This is a genomic window from Streptomyces sp. NBC_00310, from assembly GCF_036208085.1.
In the GTDB taxonomy this organism is placed as follows: Bacteria; Actinomycetota; Actinomycetes; order Streptomycetales; family Streptomycetaceae; genus Streptomyces.
Map to the genome: position 1 here is coordinate 8,529,649 of NZ_CP130714.1, position 18,147 is coordinate 8,547,795.

16 protein-coding genes are annotated in these 18,147 nt (G+C 72.0%); 7 read left to right on the forward strand and 9 right to left on the reverse strand.

Annotated features, from left to right (window positions below):
- Window positions 1-65: 65 nt before the first annotated feature.
- The 5 genes from OG202_RS37355 to zapE form a co-directional block, all read right to left on the reverse strand.
- A complete protein-coding gene (locus OG202_RS37355; protein ID WP_328224762.1) occupies window positions 66-1,451 on the reverse strand; it encodes an alkaline phosphatase PhoX in 1,386 nt (461 codons plus the stop codon).
- A gap of 114 nt (window positions 1,452-1,565) precedes the next feature.
- Window positions 1,566-2,402: a slipin family protein gene (locus tag OG202_RS37360; RefSeq protein ID WP_326575736.1), complete on the reverse strand. Its 837-nt coding sequence runs from the start codon at window positions 2,400-2,402 to the stop codon at window positions 1,566-1,568.
- 189 nt (window positions 2,403-2,591) lie between these two features.
- Window positions 2,592-4,115, reverse strand: a complete 1,524-nt coding sequence (locus OG202_RS37365; RefSeq protein ID WP_326575734.1) for a SulP family inorganic anion transporter — start codon at window positions 4,113-4,115, stop codon at window positions 2,592-2,594.
- A 20-nt stretch (window positions 4,116-4,135) separates the two neighbouring features.
- On the reverse strand, window positions 4,136-4,714 hold the full coding sequence (locus tag OG202_RS37370) for a carbonic anhydrase (RefSeq protein WP_327727366.1): 579 nt from the start codon (window positions 4,712-4,714) through the stop codon (window positions 4,136-4,138).
- Window positions 4,715-5,426: 712 nt separating this feature from the next.
- On the reverse strand, window positions 5,427-6,572 hold the full coding sequence (gene zapE, locus OG202_RS37375; protein ID WP_405960063.1) for a cell division protein ZapE: 1,146 nt from the start codon (window positions 6,570-6,572) through the stop codon (window positions 5,427-5,429).
- Here zapE and OG202_RS37380 point away from each other — a divergent pair.
- The 5 genes from OG202_RS37380 (at window position 6,571) to OG202_RS37400 (ending at window position 11,498) form a co-directional block, all read left to right on the forward strand.
- Window positions 6,571-7,437, forward strand: a complete 867-nt coding sequence (locus tag OG202_RS37380; RefSeq protein ID WP_326575728.1) for a pyrimidine reductase family protein — start codon at window positions 6,571-6,573, stop codon at window positions 7,435-7,437. The two genes, zapE and OG202_RS37380, sit on opposite strands and share 2 nt — an antisense overlap.
- Window positions 7,438-7,557: 120 nt before the next feature.
- Window positions 7,558-8,013: an indole-3-glycerol phosphate synthase gene (locus tag OG202_RS37385; RefSeq protein ID WP_326575727.1), complete on the forward strand. Its 456-nt coding sequence runs from the start codon at window positions 7,558-7,560 to the stop codon at window positions 8,011-8,013.
- Window positions 8,014-8,206: 193 nt separating this feature from the next.
- Complete coding sequence (gene murC, locus OG202_RS37390) at window positions 8,207-9,592, forward strand: UDP-N-acetylmuramate--L-alanine ligase (protein WP_328224226.1); 1,386 nt, start codon at window positions 8,207-8,209, stop codon at window positions 9,590-9,592.
- A gap of 13 nt (window positions 9,593-9,605) precedes the next feature.
- Window positions 9,606-10,013, forward strand: a complete 408-nt coding sequence (gene msrB, locus OG202_RS37395; RefSeq protein WP_086757636.1) for a peptide-methionine (R)-S-oxide reductase MsrB — start codon at window positions 9,606-9,608, stop codon at window positions 10,011-10,013.
- 201 nt (window positions 10,014-10,214) lie between these two features.
- Window positions 10,215-11,498 (forward strand): MAB_1171c family putative transporter, encoded by a 1,284-nt coding sequence (locus OG202_RS37400; RefSeq protein WP_328224227.1) that lies wholly within the window; start codon window positions 10,215-10,217, stop codon window positions 11,496-11,498.
- Window positions 11,499-11,561: 63 nt separating this feature from the next.
- Here the strand turns inward: OG202_RS37400 and OG202_RS37405 are convergent, their stop codons facing one another.
- The 3 genes from OG202_RS37405 to OG202_RS37415 form a co-directional block, all read right to left on the reverse strand.
- Window positions 11,562-12,977 carry an FAD-dependent oxidoreductase gene (locus OG202_RS37405; RefSeq protein ID WP_328224228.1) on the reverse strand — a complete coding sequence of 472 codons (1,416 nt, stop codon included), beginning with the start codon at window positions 12,975-12,977 and terminating at the stop codon, window positions 11,562-11,564.
- A gap of 277 nt (window positions 12,978-13,254) precedes the next feature.
- Window positions 13,255-13,971 (reverse strand): alpha/beta fold hydrolase, encoded by a 717-nt coding sequence (locus OG202_RS37410; protein ID WP_326575717.1) that lies wholly within the window; start codon window positions 13,969-13,971, stop codon window positions 13,255-13,257.
- Between the two features lie 86 nt (window positions 13,972-14,057).
- Entirely contained in the window at window positions 14,058-15,029 is a 972-nt protein-coding gene (locus OG202_RS37415; protein WP_327727359.1) for an alpha/beta hydrolase, read from the reverse strand.
- Between the two features lie 422 nt (window positions 15,030-15,451).
- On the opposite strand from OG202_RS37415, the gene OG202_RS37420 reads away from it, so the two are divergent.
- Both OG202_RS37420 and OG202_RS37425 read left to right on the forward strand, forming a co-directional pair.
- Window positions 15,452-16,114: a hydrolase gene (locus OG202_RS37420; protein ID WP_326575713.1), complete on the forward strand. Its 663-nt coding sequence runs from the start codon at window positions 15,452-15,454 to the stop codon at window positions 16,112-16,114.
- 82 nt (window positions 16,115-16,196) lie between these two features.
- Window positions 16,197-16,934, forward strand: coding sequence for a YoaK family protein (locus OG202_RS37425; protein ID WP_327727358.1), 738 nt, complete (start codon window positions 16,197-16,199; stop codon window positions 16,932-16,934).
- A 40-nt stretch (window positions 16,935-16,974) separates the two neighbouring features.
- On the opposite strand, the gene OG202_RS37430 is transcribed toward OG202_RS37425, so the two are convergent.
- On the reverse strand, window positions 16,975-17,889 hold the full coding sequence (locus OG202_RS37430) for a helix-turn-helix domain-containing protein (protein WP_327727357.1): 915 nt from the start codon (window positions 17,887-17,889) through the stop codon (window positions 16,975-16,977).
- Window positions 17,890-18,147 lie beyond the last annotated feature (258 nt).

The window sequence follows — 18,147 nt, forward strand, 5'->3', positions numbered from 1 at the left end:
CCGGTGGGCGCGGTGACCGCTCGGCCGATCGGTCTGTCCGCGCCCACGATCACAGGGTCAGGCGGTCATGAGCGACGCCACGGCCCCGTCACCGCGAACGTCGTCCCCGGGGCGTAGCAGTTGACGTACATCGTGTCGCCGTCGGGGGAGAAGGTGACGCCTGCGAACTCGCCCCACTCCGGCTCGTCCGGGGTGCCGATGTTCTGGGCGTTGCGGGCCATGGCGTAGACGGCGCCCTTTCGGGTGACGCCGTAGACGTGTTGCGCGCCGTTGCCGTCCTCGCAGACCATGAGGCCGCCGGTGGGGGCGAGGCAGATGTTGTCGGGGGATTCGCCGGGGAGCTGGAGGTCGGTGTCGGGGCCGAAGGCGATCACCAGGGTGAGGGTGCGGTGGTCGGGGTCGTAGCGCCAGATCTGGCCGTAGTGGTCGGCGGCGGAGCCGTCCGCGCTGCGGGCGAAGGAGGAGACGAAGTAGACGCAGCGGCCGCCCCAGTAGCAGCCCTCCAGTTTCTGCGCGTGGGTGATGCCCTTGGGGCCGAAGTCCTGGTGGCGGATGGCGGTCTGGGTGGCCAGGGGGTCGGGGACGTCGACCCATTCGATCCCCTCGAAGCACGCTCCGGGGTCCTGGATGGGGGAGAGGTCGGGTACGCCCGGGACGCGCATCGCCTGGAGGCGGCCGCCCGCGCGCAGTGAACCGAGGCCGCCCTTGGGCTTGTCGGGGAGGAAGCGGTAGAAGAGGCCGAAGGGGCGCTCGAAGGCGTCCTCCGTCTCGTAGACCACTCCGCGCTTCGGGTCGACGGCGATCGCCTCGTGCTGGAAGCGGCCCATCGCCGTCAGCGGTACGGCTCCCGAGCGGTGCGGGTCGGCCGCGTCGACCTCGAAGATGAAGCCGTGGTCCTTGGTGTAGCCGTTGGTGCCGGCCTTGTCCTCGTTCTCCTCGCAGGTCAGCCAGGTGCCCCAAGGGGTGGGGCCGCCCGCGCAGTTGACGGCGGTGCCGGCGATGGCGACGCGTTCCGAGAGGACCTTGCCGCGGGCGTCGAGCGTCAGGGACGTACAGCCGCCCTTGGCCATCGGGTCGTAGGTGAGACCCTCGACCGCGGGGACCGGGATACGGCCGGTGTGGCGGTTCTCGTGGTTGCGGACGAGGTGCACGACGCGAGCACCACCGCGTCTGCCGGGGAAGGCGGACATTCCGTCGTGGTTGCTGGGTACCTGGCCCTCGCCGGAGCGGAGGGGGTCTCCCTCTCGGGACAGGACCTGATAGCGGAAACCTTTCGGCAGGTCGAGCAGGCCGTTCGGGTCGGGGATCAGGGGGCCGTAGCCGGAGTGGCCGAGGCCGCTCTGCGCGGCGGCCGTGCCCGCGAAGAGTTCGGACAGGGCTCCGGTGAACGAGATGCCTGCGATGCCTGCGCCCAGGGCGCCGGAGCGGGCCAGGGCCTGACGGCGGGTCACTGACACGGGAATACCTTCCTGTTGGCGGACAGGATGTGACCCGCCTGTGTGTATCACGTGGTCACGGCCACGTGAACCACGCGCAGAGAGGGAGACGGAGGAGTCGGCTCCGTGTCACTCGGTCGGAGGGGGTGGGGAGGGAGGGGGCGGGGGAGACGGGTGGGGCCGCGGAGGTGCGGTGTCCGGCGGTCCCGCCTGGGCTCGTTCCAGGAAGCGGAGCAGTTCCACCGGGAAGGGCAGGACGAGGGTGGAGTTCTTCTCGGCGGCCACCGCCACCACGGTCTGCAGCAGGCGGAGTTGGAGGGCGGCGGGCTGCTCGGACATCTCCTTGGCGGCTTCCGCGAGCTTCCTCGACGCCTGCAGCTCCGCGTCCGCGTTGATGATGCGGGCGCGGCGTTCGCGGTCGGCCTCGGCCTGCCGGGCCATGGAGCGCTTCATGGTGTCGGGGAGGGACACGTCCTTGATCTCGACGCGGTCGATGGTGACGCCCCACTCCACGGCGGGGCTGTCGATCATCAGCTCCAGGCCCTGGTTGAGCTTCTCGCGGTTGGAGAGGAGGTCGTCGAGATCGCTCTTGCCGATGATCGAGCGCAGGGAGGTCTGCGCCATCTGGGAGACGGCGAAGCGGTAGTCCTCGACCCGCACGACCGCGTTCGACGCGTCGACGACCTTGAAGTAGACGACCGCGTCGACGCGGACGGTGACGTTGTCGCGGGTGATGCCCTCCTGGGCCGGGACGGGCATCGTCACGATCTGCATGTTGACCTTGCGGATGTGGTCGATGCCGGGGACGACCATGGTGAAACCGGGGGTTCTGGGCTCGCCGCGCAGGCGGCCCAGACGGAAGACCACGCCCCGTTCGTACTGTTTGACGACTCGGGCCGCGGCCGCGACGTACACGGCGGCGGCGGAGCCGACCGCCGCGGCGGCTATGACCAGCTCTTCGACCATGACGACCCCCTTCGAGCCGTCCCGTATCACCGGGAATTCCACGATATGCCGGGGACGGGGAGATGGGCGAATGCCGTCGGGGAGGAGCACGCGACTCGGCGCCGCCAGGTACCGCCGCGCCCCACCTGTGCGGGGTGACGCGAGGACGCCCCGGTCCGAAGACCGGGGCGCCGGGTTTCCACATCGGGGTCAGGACGTTCCCGATGTCACCTTCTCGGGTTCCGGGACCGTCATCCGTACCGGTTCCGTGCCCGTCGCGCTGTGCCGGGACGCCCAGTTCTCGAGGGCGGTGCGGCAGGCGTGGTCGAGGTGGTGGAGGCCGGTGAGGTGGAGTTCCACAGGGCGGTCCTGGGGGAGGGCCTCGAGGTTGTCGAGGATCTTCGGCAGGCGGAGGAACGTCGCGTTGCCGGAGAGGTAGGCCTGGACCGGTCCGGCGCCCTTGTCTATGACCTCCAGCTTGATGTGCGAGGCCTCCCAGGCGGTCTTGGCCACCGAGAGGGCCAGACCGATCAGTACGCCCTCGAACATGTTGACCGCGACGATCGCCACGGCCGTGGCGATCAGGATCAGCGCCTCGCCCCGGTGCGTGCGCCAGAGGGAGACGACCTCGCGGAACGGGATCAGCTTCCAGCCCGCGTGGACGAGGATGCCGGCCAGGGCGGGGAGCGGGATCAGGGCGAGGGCGCCCGGCAGCAGGGCCACGAAGAGCAGCAGCCAGACGCCGTGCAGGACCCGGGACGCCTTCGTCTTCGCGCCGGCCTGGAGGTTGGCGGAGCTGCGCACGATCACCGCGGTCATCGGCAGCGCGCCCAGCAGCCCGCACACGGTGTTGCCGGCGCCCTGGGCCATCAGCTCCTTGTCGTACTCGGTGCGCGGACCGTCGTGCATCCGGTCCACGGCCGCCGCGCTGAACAGGCTCTCGGCGGAGGCGATGAGGGTGAAGGCGAGGATCGTGCCGAGGATCGCCACGTTCGCCAGCTCGCCGAAGGCATCCAGGCCGGGGGGCTGGATGACGTCCAGCAGGCCCTTCACCTCGACGTTCGCCACCGGGAGGCGGAAGGCCAGGGAGGCGAGGGTGGCCAGGAGCACCGCGGCGAGCGCGCCGGGGACCAGCTGGACCTTCTTCGGCAGGCGCTTCCACAGCACCATCACGGCGATGGTGCCCGCGCCGACCGCGAGCGAGGCGAGCGCGGCGGTGCTGCCCAGGGCGTCGACGACGGCGCCGGGCAGACCCGCGATCTTGTCGATGCCGGAGGCGGGGGCCTTCAGGCCGGCCGCCGCGTACAGCTGGCCCGCGATGATCACGAGGCCGATGCCGGCGAGCATGCCCTCGACGACGGACACGGAGATCGCGCGGAACCAGCGGCCCAGCTTCAGCGCGCCCATGGCGAGTTGCAGCAGACCGGCGGCGAGCACGATCACCCCGAGGGCGGGCAGCCCGAACTGGCGGACCGCCTCGAAGACCAGCACGGTCAGACCGGCCGCCGGGCCGGAGACCTGCAGGCTGCTGCCGGGCATCAGACCGGCGACGAGGCCGCCCACGATGCCGGTGACCAGGCCGAGTTCGGCCGGTACACCGGAGGCGACGGCGACGCCCACGCACAGCGGGAGGGCGACCAGGAACACGACGAGCGAGGCGCCGAAGTCCTGACGCAGGTGGGGGAACCTGGAGTTGAGGGGGGACTTGGAGGTCATGGAGGTCTGGGACGTCATCTCGGACACCTGGCCGCCGCTCACAGGGTTTCGAACGTGTCGGTGTCCGCGCGGTGTTCGCGGACGGCTCCGGTGTGGACCTCGTAGTACCAGCCGCGCAGCCGCAGCCGGCCGTCCGCGAGGCGCTTCTCCACGCACGGGTAGGAGCGCAGGCGCAGGAGCTGGCTGAGGACGTGGTTCTGCACGCCGTCGGCGACGGTCGGATCCTCGACCGCCCCTTCGGGGCGCGGTGTCGCGTGGGTCAGCCAGTCGCGTACGGCGGGTACGGCGTCCAGGTCGTCGCCGCGCACGAGAGCGCCGACTGCGCCGCAGTGCGAGTGTCCGCAGACCACGATGTCGGTGACGCCGAGGACCTCCACGGCGTACTCGATGGTGGCCGTCTCGCCCGTGGGGCGGTCCGGGGCGTACGGGGGGACGATGTTGCCGGCGGTGCGCAGCTCGAAGAGCTCGCCGGGCCGGGCGCCCGTGATCAGGGCCGGGACGACCCGTGAGTCGGAGCAGGTGATGAACAGGACCTCGGGGGACTGGCCTTCGGCCAGCCTGGCGAACTCCTCAGGGCGCTGTCCGAACGTACGGGCGTTGTCGATGAGGGGCTGCATGATGTGGTGACTCCTCCTGGCGCGCCTCGGTGGCGCGTCGGGCTTGCACGACAGAGTGGGGGGAACGGGCTCCGCCGCTCAGCAGCGGAAGACCTGGAGAACGGCCGGGGTGTGGGCCGTGACGGGTCTCGACGTCCGGTGGTGCGGTGTCGAGGGCCGTTCGGGTTCGCTCGCGGCCGCCGGGTTCTCCCCCAGCGACGGACGCGCGTGCGCCCCGGGAACGGTGTGGGTGACCACGCGATGCCGGTCGCGTGCGCGGCGAGGACCGGTCGGGTCCTGTGAGGGTGCGCACGTGCGGATGGTGACGGCCTTGTCACGCACCGGCTTCGCTGTGAGGAGGTTTCCGGGCTCGGCTTTGGCCTTGACATGGCCCAGCGTGTGCGCGGCTGCGAAGGAAGTCGTGGGAGCGAAGAATATGAGGGTGAGCAGGACGGCGGCTAGGGCCGACATGGCGGTCCGGGTCGTCGTACCTCGCAATATGAGCCTCCCCACGGGCAGTTCTCGGTGTCTCCCACGCATCAACAGTTGCTCGACTTGGTCAACCGATGGTCAACCACTGGTCAAGAAACACGTTAACCCTGCAAAGTTGTTTGCAGGGTTAACTTAACGTTGCAAGCTGAAGAGAGCCTGAAAAGCGAGGTCGGGTTGGCCGGAATCGACCCTTGACCTGGGGGAGTTCCCGTGGAGCGGCCTACGGCCGGTGCCGGTGGGCTCAGTGCTCCAGGAGTCGCTGGGCGTCGCGCGCGAGGGCGGTGAGGCGCGAGATGGCGCGGAAGTACTTCTTGCGGTAGCCGCCGTTCAGCATCTCCTCGCTGAACAACTGGTCGAAGGGCAGCCCCGAGGCGAGCACGGGCACCTCGCGGTCGTACAGCCGGTCGGCGAGCACCACGAGCCGCAGGGCCGTGGACTGGTCCGGGACCGGCTTGACGTCGGTCAGGCAGACCGCCTTCAGGCCGTCCGTGAGGGCGCCGTACCGGCTGGGGTGGACCCGCGCGAGGTGGTCCAGCAGGTGCGGGAAGTCGTCGAGCGAGGCGCCGTCGGTGGCGTACGCCGCCTTGGTGACCTCCTCGTCGGAGTACGGCGCCGGTGCCTCGGGCAGGCCGCGGTGGCGGTAGTCCTCGCCGTCGATGCGCAGGGAGCGGAAGTGGGCCGACAGGCCCTGGATCTCGCGCAGGAAGTCGACCGACGCGAACCGGCCCTCACCGAGCTTGCCCGGCAGCGTGTTCGAGGTGGCGGCCAGCGCCACGCCCGCGTCGACGAGCTTGCCGAGCAGGGTCGACACCAGGACCGTGTCGCCCGGGTCGTCCAGCTCGAACTCGTCGATGCACAGCAGGCGGTGCCCGGAGAGGGTCTGGACCGTCTTCTGGAAGCCGAGGGCGCCGACCAGGTTCGTCAGCTCCACGAAGGTGCCGAAGGCCTTGAGGGAGGGTTCGGCCGGGGTGGCGTGCCAGAGGGAGGCCAGGAGGTGGGTCTTGCCGACGCCGTACCCGCCGTCCAGGTAGACACCGCGGGGGCCGGCCGGGACCTTGGCGGCCTTCGCCCTGCCGAAGCCGAGGAAGCCGCGCCTGCCCGCGCCGGTCGCGTGCGCCCCGCCGAGGCCCGCCGCGAAGCCGCTCAGGACGCGGACGGCCTCGGTCTGGCTGGGCTGGTTCGGGTCCGGGAGGTATGTGGCGAAGCGGACCGAGTCGAATCGGGGTGGCGGCACCATCTCGGCGACGAGCCGGTCCGCGGGGACGTGTGGCTCACGGGCGCACAGGGACGAGGGGGCCGCTTCGGGTATCGGGCCGATTCCGGACACGGTGGCTGAGGACGACGACACGGTTACCGAGTCTAAGGGTCGTGCCACACTGCACGACATGCGACGCCTGTTCCCTGTGACCGAAGAGACAGCGGCCCGGACACCGGAGGCGACCGGTGATGCGAAGGCGACCGAGGCGCGAACGTCCGGCGAGAGCGAGGGGCTGAGTGCGGCCGGCGGGCCGGATCCCGTCGACCGGGAGTGGAGTCTCGACGAACTGGCCGCGGCGTATGCCTATCCCGAACCCGCGCCGGGCGGGCGGGAGCCCTGGCTGCGGGCCAACATGGTGTCCACGCTCGACGGCGCGGCCCAGCACGGCGGGCGTTCGCAGCCGATCTCCAGCGACGCCGACATGCGGATCTTCGGCACGCTGCGAGGGCTCGCGGACGTGGTGATCGTCGGCGCGGAGACGGTACGTCAGGAGGGCTACCGCCCCGCACGTGCGCGCGAGGCGTTCGCGCAGGCGCGCCGGGCGGCCGGACAGACGCCCGCGCCCGCCGTCGCCGTGGTGAGCGCGAGTCTGGATCTGGACTTCTCGCTGCCGTTGTTCAGCGCGCCGTCGGTCCCCACCATCCTGCTGACCGGGGCCGCCGCGGCCCCCGACCGGGTCGCCACCGCCGAGAAGGCCGGTGTCCGGGTGGTGGTCGCCGGGGACGGCATGGGCGTCGACCCCGCCCGGGCCGTACGGGCCCTCGCCGACCTGGGGCTGACCCGGCTGCTCAGCGAGGGCGGACCCCGGCTCCTGGGCCAGCTGATCGCTGCCGAGGTGCTGGACGAGCTGTGTCTGACCGTGGCGCCGATGCTCACGGCGGGGGACGCCCAGCGGATCGCCGGGGGCCCCTCCGTGCCGGTGCCCAAGCGCTTCGCACTGGCGTCCCTGCTGGAGGAGGCCGGGTTCCTGTTCGGTCGCTACCGTCGTACGTGAAAGCGGGCGGAATCCACCGTTCCGTTTAGCGTTCGCCGGGCACACTAGAACCCTGAGGAGTGAGGGCCCGAGGGCCCTCCGAGGAGAAGGGCGCCTGTGGTGTCGTTCACGAGCGTATTGATGATCGAGAAGGCTCTGACGTCCGCGGACGTGGAGTTCGTCACGACCCTGCACGGCGACGAGCGGGCCTCCTTCCATGTGCTGCTCCAGCCGCGCGGCAATCAGGCCGACCGGTTGCTGCGGGCCATCGACGACCTCGCCCTCGGCGAGCTGGACGAGGCGGCGCGGGAAGGGGAGACGCCGGAGGGGGAGCAGGCGCGGGACGCCGGGGAGCGGGCTCTGGAGGTGTCGCTGCAGGCGCTGCGGGTGGCGGGGAGCACGGCGGAGGGGCGGTTGATCGAGGACCATCCGCTGGACGCGTTGAAGTCGCTGGTGGAGGAGGTCGGGGCCGATGAGGTGCTGGTGCTGACCGATCCCCACTACGTGGAGGAGTTCTTCCACCGGGACTGGGCCTCTCGGGCTCGGCACAAGGTGGGGGTGCCGGTGTTGAAGTTGTTCTCCCACAGTCGGGCTTGAGGGAGGGGCGCCGTAGGGGCTGCTGTGTTGCGCCGGGTGCGGGTGCGTCGTGGCTTGTCGCGCGGTTCCCCGCGCCCCCGGAGGGCGCGGCCCCTGGCCCACGGCTACATGGGCGCCCTGGTGTGTGGCTAGGGTGGGGGCGCGCCTGCTGTAAGGCGTGGATCGTCTTCGTACCGTCGCTTGGAGAACAGACATGGCACCCGGACTGCCTACCGCCATGGATCGGCCGCACTTCATCGGGATCGGTGGGGCCGGGATGTCGGGGATCGCGAAGATCCTCGCGCAGCGGGGCGCCAAGGTCGCCGGCAGCGACGCCAAGGAGTCGGAGGCGGCCGAGGCGCTGCGGGCGCTCGGGGCGACCGTGCACATCGGGCACGCGGGGGAGCACCTCGCGGACGACGCCACGTGTGTGGTTGTGTCGTCGGCCATCCGGGCGGACAACCCGGAGCTGGCCCGCGCCGCCGAGCTGGGCATTCCCGTCGTCCATCGGTCGGACGCGCTCGCCCGGCTGATGGACGGCCTGCGGCCGATCGCGGTGGCCGGGACGCACGGCAAGACCACGACGACGTCCATGCTGGCGGTGTCGCTCGGGGAGCTGGGGCTGAAGCCGTCGTACGCCATCGGGGGCGATCTCGGCGTACCCGGGTCGAACGCGCTGCACGGCGACGGGGAGATCTTCGTCGCCGAGGCGGACGAGAGCGACCGGAGCTTCCACAAGTACGCGCCCGAGGTGGCGATCGTCCTCAACGTGGAGCTGGACCACCACGCCAACTACGCGTCCATGGACGAGATCTACGAGTCCTTCGAGACGTTCGCGGGCCGGATCGTGCCCGGTGGCACGCTGGTGATCTCGGCCGACCACGAAGGCGCGCGGGAGCTGACCTCCCGGCTGTCCGGGGTGCGCGTGGTGACGTACGGCGAGCGCGAGGACGCCGACGTACGGGTGCTGTCGGTCGTGGCGCAGGGGCTGAAGAGCGAGGTCACGGTGGTGCTGGACGGGCAGGAGCTCGTCTTCGCGGTGTCCGTGCCCGGGCGGCACTACGCGCACAACGCGGTGGCCGCGCTGGCGGCCGGCGTCGCGCTGGGCGTGCCGGCGGCCGAGCTGGCGCCCGCACTGGCCGCGTACACCGGGGTGAAGCGGCGGCTGCAGCTGAAGGGCGAGGCGGGGGGTGTCCAGGTGATCGACTCCTACGCGCACCACCCGACCGAGATGACCGCCGACCTGGAGGCCATGCGGGCCGCCGCCGGGGACGCGCGGATCCTGGTGGTCTTCCAGCCGCACCTGTTCTCGCGCACCCAGGAGCTGGGCACGGAGATGGGGCAGTCCCTGGGGCTGGCGGACGCGTCGGTCGTCCTCGACATCTACCCCGCCCGTGAGGACCCGATCCCGGGGGTCACCAGCGAGCTGATCATCGAGGCGGCGCGGAACGCGGGCGCCGACGTCACGGCCCTGCACGACAAGGCAGAGGTGCCCGACGTGATCGCGGGAATGGCGAAGCCGGGTGATCTCGTTCTCACCATGGGCGCGGGTGACGTGACGGACCTGGGCCCGCAGATCCTGGACCGTCTTTCCAGCTGAGGGGCTGAGGCTCATGTCGTACGACGTCGAGAAGCCGGACGAGCAGTGGCGCGCGGAGCTGACACCGGCCGAGTACGCCGTGCTGCGGCAGGCCGGTACGGAGCCCGCGTTCGTCGGTGAGTACACCGACACCAAGACCAAGGGCGTCTACTCCTGTCGCGCCTGCGGTGCCGAACTCTTCACCTCCGACACGAAGTTCGAGTCGCACTGCGGCTGGCCGTCCTTCTACGACCCGAAGGACAGCGACGCGGTGGAGTTGCTCTCCGACCGGTCGCACGGCATGGTGCGCACCGAGGTGCGGTGCGCCCGGTGCGGCTCGCACCTCGGACACGTCTTCGAGGGCGAGGGGTACGCCACCCCGACCGACCAGCGGTACTGCATCAACAGCATCTCGCTGACGCTGGCCGCCGACGAGAGCTGACCTCGGGCCGGGGAGCCGTTGACGCCCTCTCACCTGTCGTCGCCCGTACGCCTGTTGCCGGGGTTGACTACGTGACTACTGTGTGAAGGGTGTTGACGGGGCGGATCGAGCGGAAGACGAAGAGGTCGAAGGCCCGGTCGGGCATCGGCCCCGCCCGTCGGGCGGATCGGGAAGCCCCTCGGACGGGGCCCGTGGCCTGACGTGAACGGACTGGTCTACTTCCTGGCGGCCGGCGTCCTGTGGACCGGCTTCGCGGCCCAACTGCCCGGCCTGCGGGAGAACTGGCGTGACCCGCTGAAACGCGCGCTCTGCGCCGTGATCTTCCTCGCCGGCTTCTGCTTCGCCCTCGGCGCCCCGCCCACCGTCGGCCTCATCAACCGCACCGTCGGCGTGCCCAACGCCGCCGCGTGCGTCACCTACGGGGCCGTGAACGCCTTCTCCGCCGCGTCGCTCGTCCTGATCGTCCACTGGCGCGGTGCCGACGACCCCGCCCGGCTGCGGCGGGTCTCCCGCAGGTGGCTGCTCACGTACACCGTGATCATCGGGGTGCAGACCGCGCTCTTCGCGGCCGGGGACGCGCCCGTCGAGCGACGCACGGACTTCGACACCTACTACGCCGGCACGCCGTTCATCCGCGAGATGATCGTCCTCTATCTCGTGGCCCACATGGCGGCGGCCTTCACCACCACGTTCCTGTGCTGGCGCTGGACCCTCCGGATCAGCGGCTGGACGCGGCGGGCGCTGGCCGTGCTCGCCGTCGGGTGGCTGTGCACCAGCACGTACGGCGTGGTCAAGATGATCGCCGTCGCCGGCCGCTGGAGCGGGTACCACTGGGATCCGCTGAGCACCCGGCTGGCGCCGATGCTGGTCACCGTCGGCGCGGCCCTCACCTCGGCGGGCTACGTCCTGCCGCTGCTCGGGCCGCGCATCGACAGCCTCGTGGCCTTCCTGCGCCTCGGCCCGCTCTTCCGGCTCGTCGGCTCCGGGAACAGCAGCATCAGACGCGACAGGCGCGACAGACGCATCAGACGCATCAGACGCAACAGGCGCAACCCCTTGCTGTCCTGGCGCTCTCTCGGCGACGTCGAGCTCCGTCTGACCCACCGCACGACGGCCATCCGGGACGGACTTCGGGACGTGTCCGTCCACTTCGACGAGGCCGTCCGGGAGCGTGCCTACCGCCAGGCGCTCTCCCTCGGTTCGAGCACCGCTGAGGCCGAGGCCATCGGGGACGCGGCCATGGTGGCCGTCGCCGCGCTGGTCGGCGCCCACGACCGTGCCGGGGGCCTGGATCCGGCCGTCCTGGACAGCGTCGCCCTCGACGCCATCGCCGGACTCGCCGACGGGTACGCGGGCCCCGCGGCCGGCGGGCAGAGCCTGGACACCGGCCAGCCCTCCCTGATCCGGATGTCCCGGGCGGTACGGGCGGGCGTCGTCGAGGGCGCGGTGCGCGCGGAGCGCGCGAAGAGCCGACAGGCGCGATGAAGCCGGGTGGGGGCCGGCCGCGCCCACGCGGCGGAGTCGCCCATCGGCACAGCCCCGCGATCCCTACGGGGCGGTGGTGCTGAGGTCCCGGAGAATCTCCCGCTCTCGCGAGGTGAGTGGGGGGCCCGACAGCGGTGGGAGGACCGGGCCCAGGGCGGTGGACAGGAGCAGGGCGGGGTGGAGCAGGTGGAGGGCGTCCGCCTGGAGGGTGGTCACCCTGCACATGGCGGCGGAGACGCGGTACGAGCCGGTGGCGACGCGGGCCATGCGGCCGGTGTAGGCGGACAGCAGGCGGTCGGCGATCGTGGGGGACTTGCCGCGGACCCCGGGGAACCACTGGTCCTGGCCGACGGACATGGTCCAGGCGGCGTTCACCACCTTCGCGGCCGCCCGCTGCGCCCGGCGTGCCAGTCCGGGCGCGCCGACGCCGGTCCGGTCCAGTTCCCGGCCCAGCTCGCGCGCGCCGAGCGCGGCCACCGACATGCCCTGCCCGTAGACCGGGTTGTAGGTGGCGACGGCGTCCCCGAGTGCCACCAGGCCCTCGGGCCATGTCCCCGACTTCTCGAAGTAGCGGCGTTCGTTGCGGGTGCTGCGGCTGAGGGTCACGTCGGTCAGCGGCTCGGCGCCGGCGATCAGCCGGCTCACGAGGGGGTGGCGCAGGCCGCGCGCGAAGGGCACGAAGTCGTCGGGTGAGCCGGTGGGTTCGGCACCCCGGGTGCCGCTGAGACTGACCAGCCAGCGGTTGCCCTCGATCGGGAGGAGGAGCCCCGACCGGCCGGGCCGGCCGCCCGCCGGGTCCGCGGTGACCTGCGCCGGCGGGAAGGATTCCGCTCCCTCGGGGATGCGGTAGAGACGGGTCGCGTAGACGAGCCCGGAGTCGACCACGTCCTTGCGGATACCGGTGATGCCGAGGGCCGCGAGCCAGTGCTCGACACGGGTGCCGCGGCCGCTCGCGTCCACGACCAGCTCCGCGCGCAGACGCTCCTCGGCCCGGTCCCCGCCTCCGTCACCGGTGATCCGGACGCCGGTGACCCGCTCGGCGGTGCCCAGGAGGCCGGTGGCCGAGGCCCGCCGGATCCTGACGCGGGTGGTGCTCTCGAGGACGGCGTCGCGGACGGTCCAGTCCAGCAGGTCGCGGCTGCCGATGAGCAGGGGGTGGGTGTCGTGGTGGCGTGAGCGCCGGTACCAGCCCTGCGGGCCCAGCGTCACCAGGCCCGAGGTGAGGCCGCGTTCCCGGGCGCCCGCCGCCAGCAGCCGCTTGCGCACGCCGCCCCCGGGCACGAGCTCGTCGATGGCGTCGCGTCCGCTGGGCAGGAGGACATGGGCGTGGCGGCCCTGCGGGAGGCCCTTGCGCGGTCGGGGTGCGTCCGGAAGCTCGTCGCGTTCCAGCACGATCACCTCGTCGACGGACCGGGCCAGGGCCGCTGCGGCGAGCATGCCGGCCATACTCGCACCGATGACGACCGCGGTACGCGGCATGGATCCCCCTGCGCTTGGTGGAAGCCCTCACCGTACCCTCGCGTGCCTGATCGCCCTAGAAGATCAAAGCAACAGGGCGCAGACGGGATCTCCCGGGCCCCCTCGCCTCCCTCGCCGCCCGCACCCGGGGTGGCGGCCCGCAGCTCGCCCAGCCGCTGCTCAACGAGCGTGGTAGGTAAGGTGCTCCGGCGGCTCGGGGGATGGGCGCCGGGGCGCCGGGGGACGGGACGCGGCCCCGCCCGGTGACACATCGGGCGGGGCCTGCTTCATCGGACGGTCAGCTCGTGGCCCGTACCGCGTCGCGGATCACTGACGCGACCTCCTTGGGGCGGGAGACCGCCACCGCGTGGGAGGCGCCCTCGATCTCGGTGACGGTGGCGCCGGCGCGCTTGGCGCCGAAGCGCTGGACGTCGGGGTTGATGGCCTCGTCGGCGTCGGCGACGACGGCCCAGGAGGGCTTGGCCTGCCAGGCGGCGGTCGAGGTCTGCTCGGTGAACACCGAGGCGGACAGGGGGCGTTGGGAGACGGCGAGGATCCTGGTGACCTCGGCCGGGACGTCGGCGGCGAAGATGCCGGGGAAGGCGTCCGCCTTGATCGTGACCTCCACGGCGGGGTCGGCGCCCTCGACGGGGTACGTCCACTCGTCGAGGTTGGCGACGAGCGGGGACAGCGGGAAGCGGCCCTGCAACTCGCCCAGGCTCTCGCCCTGTTCGGGGACGTACGCGGCCACGTAGACCAGGCCGACGACGTTCTCGGCGGCGCCGGCCACGGTGATGATCGCGCCGCCGTAGGAGTGGCCGACGAGGACGACGGGGCCGTCGATCTGGGCCGCCGCGGAGGCGACGTACGCGGCGTCGGAGGCCAGGCCGCGCAGCGGGTTCGACAGCGCGCGGACCGGGATGTCCTGGCCGCGCAGTTCCTCGATGACGCCGGCCCAGCTGGACGCGTCGGCGAAGGCGCCGTGCACGAGGAGGACGGTGGGGGTGGGGGACATGGCGGGGTTCTCCTTCTCGGTCGCCGGGTGCGTCCGGCGACCGTGGGTGTCTCGGGGGTCGTGGGTGTCCAGGGGGTCGGGCGGGGTCAGCTGCCGTGCAGCGCGGTGCGCAGGGTGCCCGTGGCCAGCGTGATCGCGGCCTCGGCGGCGTGCGTCTCCCGCAGGGCGTTGAGCATGACGAAGTCGTGGATGATGCCCTGGAAGCGCACGGCGGTCACCGGTACGCCCGCCTCGCGCAGCTTGTTGGCGTACGCCTCGCCCTCGTCGCGCAGGACGTCGGCCTCGCCGGTGATGACCAGGGCCGGCGGCAGGTCCTTGAGCTGCTCGACGCTCGCCCGCAGCGGGGACGCGGTGATCTGGGCACGCTCGGCCTCGTCGGTCGTGTACTGGTCCCAGAACCACTGCATGCCGTCACGGCGCAGGAAGTAGCCGGTGGCGAACTGGTGGTAGGAGCCGGTGTCGAAGCTCGCGTCCGTCACCGGGTAGAACAACACCTGCTGGACCAGCGGGACGTCACCGCGCTGCTTGGCCATCAGGGTCAGCGCGGCGGTCATGTTGCCGCCGACCGAGTCACCGGCGACCGCCAGCCGGGTACCGTCCAGGTCCTTGGACGCGCCCTGCTCGACGATCCACTTCGCGACCGCGTAGTTCTGCTCGATGGCCACCGGGTAGCGGGCCTCGGGGGAGAGGTCGTACTCGGGGAAGACCACGGCGGCGTGCGCGCCGACCGCCAGCTCGCGCACCAGCCGGTCGTGGGTGTGCGCGTCGCCGAACACCCAGCCCGCGCCGTGGATGTAGAGAACCACCGGCAGGACGCCCTCGGCGCCGGCGGGCCGCACGACGCGTGCCCGGACACTGCCCGTCGGGCCGCCCGAGACGGTGATCCACTCCTCGTCGATCTCCGGCTTCTCGATCTCGCCGGACTGCACCTCGTCGACCGCCTTCCGGCCCTCCGCGGGCGGCAGTTCGAAGAGGAAGGGCGGGTTGGCGGTGGCCTCCGCGAAGGCGGCGGCCGCCGGCTCCAGGACCGGCCGGGTCGGCTCGAAGGTGTCGGACATGTGGTTCTCCCGATGTGTCGCGATGTCTTGCGGTGTGGTGCGGCGTGCGGCGCTGCGATGCGGTGCGGCGTGCTGCGCTGCGGCGTGCTGCGGTGTCGAGCGATGTGTTGCGGTGGTGTCGAGCGATGGGGTGTGCGGGACATGCCCGCTGCGCGGGACAGGCCGGCCGTGTGGGACAGGCCGGCCGTGTGGGCCGTGCGGGCAGCGCTTCGGCCAGCACGCTAGAGCCGGAAGGGCGTGGGGAATTGCCCGCCAGCGCACGGAAGCCGGTCCGAGAGCGCACGGACACGCGGAACGCCGAGCCCGGTGCGCTGTGAGGACGAACGCGGTGCGCTGCCGGAACACGGAGAAGGGACCGTCCCGCCTAGCTTCGAACGCGGCGCCGCATTTCGAAGCGTCCCCCTCTCAGGAAAGGCACCCCCATGGTCGACATCGACGAGGTCACCGCAACCCCCGGACCCGACCTGCTCACCCCCGACAACTGCGCGGTCCTGTTCGTGGACCACCAGCCGCAGATGTTCTTCGGCACCGGCAGCGGCGACCGCACCGCGATCATCAACGCTGCCGTGGGCCTGGCCAAGGCAGCCCGGGTCTTCGACGTGCCCGTGGTCCTCAGCACGGTGGCCGCCGAGTCCTTCTCCGGCCCGCTCCTGCCGCCGCTCGCGGACGTCTTCCCCGACCACAAGATCGTCGACCGTACGACGATGAACGCCTGGGAGGACGTCGCCTTCGTCGAGGCGGTGAAGGCCACCGGCCGCAAGAAGCTCGTCATCGCGGGCCTGTGGACCGAGGTCTGCGTCGTCCTGCCCGCCCTGTCCGCGCTCGCCCAGGGCTACGAGGTCTACGTCGTCACCGACGCGTCCGGCGGCGTCACCCCGCAGGCCCACGAGCACGCCGTGCAGCGCATGATCCAGGCCGGCGCCGTACCGGTCACCTGGGTACAGGTGCTCCTGGAGTTCCAGCGCGACTGGGCGCGCGCGGAGACGTACGGGCCCACCACCGAGGTGGTCAAGGAGCACGGTGGCGCCTACGGTCTCGGGATCGTCTATGCGCAGGCCGTCATCGGCGAGCACGCGGCGGGCTGACGGCTCACGGACGGCTCACGAACGGCTCACGGACGGCTCACGGACGGTGCTCCGCCCGGCGGAGCGGAAGGAGTGGCGGGTTGTGCACAAGCTGCTGACGGACCTCGTCCACACCCTCGCCCCGCCGCGCGGCGACCGGCACGGACCGCTGCCGCCACTGATGCTGACCCTGACGGTGGTGACCGGGGTCGTGGACGCCGTCAGCTATCTGGGCCTCGGGCACGTGTTCGTCGCCAACATGACCGGCAACGTGGTCTTCCTGGGCTTCGCCCTGGCCGGCGCCGACGGGCTGTCCGCGCTCGCGTCCGTCGTCGCCATGGCCGCGTTCCTCGCGGGCGCCGTGGCCGGCGGCCGGTCCGCGGCGCGGTTCGCGGCCCACCGAGGACGGCTACTGGCCGTCGCCACGGTGTTCCAGGCGGTGCTGGTCGCCGGGGCCGTCCTCACGGCCGCCGTCTCCGACGACCGGGTCGACGACCCCGTCACGTACGCCCTGATCGTGCTCCTCGGTCTCGCCATGGGCCTGCAGAACGCGGTCGTACGGCGCCTCGGTGTGCCCGACCTCACCACCACCGTGCTGACGCTCACCCTGACGGGCCTGGCGGCGGACTCCGCCCAGGCCGGCGGGGAGGCACCCCGGCCCGGTCGCCGCCTCCTCTCCGTCCTCGCCATGTTCCTCGGCGCCCTCGCCGGAGCCCTCCTCCTGCTGCACACCGACCTCACGCTCACCCTGGGCCTGGCGCTGCTGCTGCTCACGGCGACCTCGGTGGCCGCGTACCGGTTCTCGGCGGCGAACGCGGCCTGGACGAGGCCGCCGGACTGAGACGCGGGTGGTGCCGGCTGCCCGTCCGCCTGCCTCCGGTCTACCGGCTACGAGGCCGCATGCCCCGTCCGCCTGCCGGAACCCGTCCCGCGGAGTCCCGCCACTCGCTCGGTGACATGCCGTACGCCGCCCGGAAGACCCGGCTGAAGTGGGTGGCGCTCAGGAAGCCCCAGCGGCCGGCGACCGAGGCGATGGTACGGCGGTTGCGGACGCCGAGGACGAGGTCGCGGCGGCACTCCTCCAGTCGGCGCCGCTGGATCCAGCGGCCCACGGTCGTGCCCTCGTCCTGGAAGAGCTTGTGCAGATAGCGCACCGAGATGTGGTGGGCCCCCGCGATCACCTCGGGCGACAGGTCCGCGTCGGCCAGGTGCTCGTCGATGAACCGCAGGACACGTGCCACCAGCGGCGACCGGCCGCCGGGGGTGTCCGTCCCGGTCCTCCCCAGTTGCTCCGTGGCGAGGGTGGCCAGCAGGTTCACGGCGTTCCGCGCGAGCATCTCGCCGACCACGGGGGCGGCGGCGACCGCCGTGTCCGCGAGCTCGGACAGGAACGGCGACAGCAGCGTCCCCAGCCGGGAGGACCGGGCGACGGGGGTCGCGACGACGCGCCGCAGGTCGCCGTCGTCCAGCCCCAGTTCCTCGCACGGGACGAGGAAGACCTTGAGCCGGCAGCGCCCGGGGAAGTCCGGTAACGGCGGGTGGTTCGCGTCGTAGAAGCAGATGTCCCCCGGCTGGAGGGAGACATCCGGTGTCCGTCCGGCGGGCGGGACGCCGGCCCCGCGCACCCCCACCAACAGGTACGCGCCGCCGGTCCGCGCGGTCAGCCGGTACGCCCCTGTCCCGGGCCGCCCGTCCCCGGGCAGCCCCGTGGCCCTCCCGTCGAGGGCGGGATCGAGGTCGAGGACCGCGATGCGGAGGCCCGCCGCCGCGAGGGTGCTGGTGTCGGACCTGGTCATCTGTCGCTTCCTCCACGGCTGTTCGAACACACCGTCCATCACTGCACCCGGAGCGTAGGAAGGGAGATGTGAAAAAAGAGTGACCGTGAAGTGACGGTGGCGGCTGTGGGCCTTGCGGTGGGACGGCTGTCCGGAAGCCCTTCACCCAGTAGCTGCTCGCCTGGACTCCGGCCGCCGTACACGCCTGCGCGACCCACTCCTCCAGCCAGGTGCCATCGCGCCGCAGTGGTGGAACAGGTCGTGGACCCGGTCCCACGG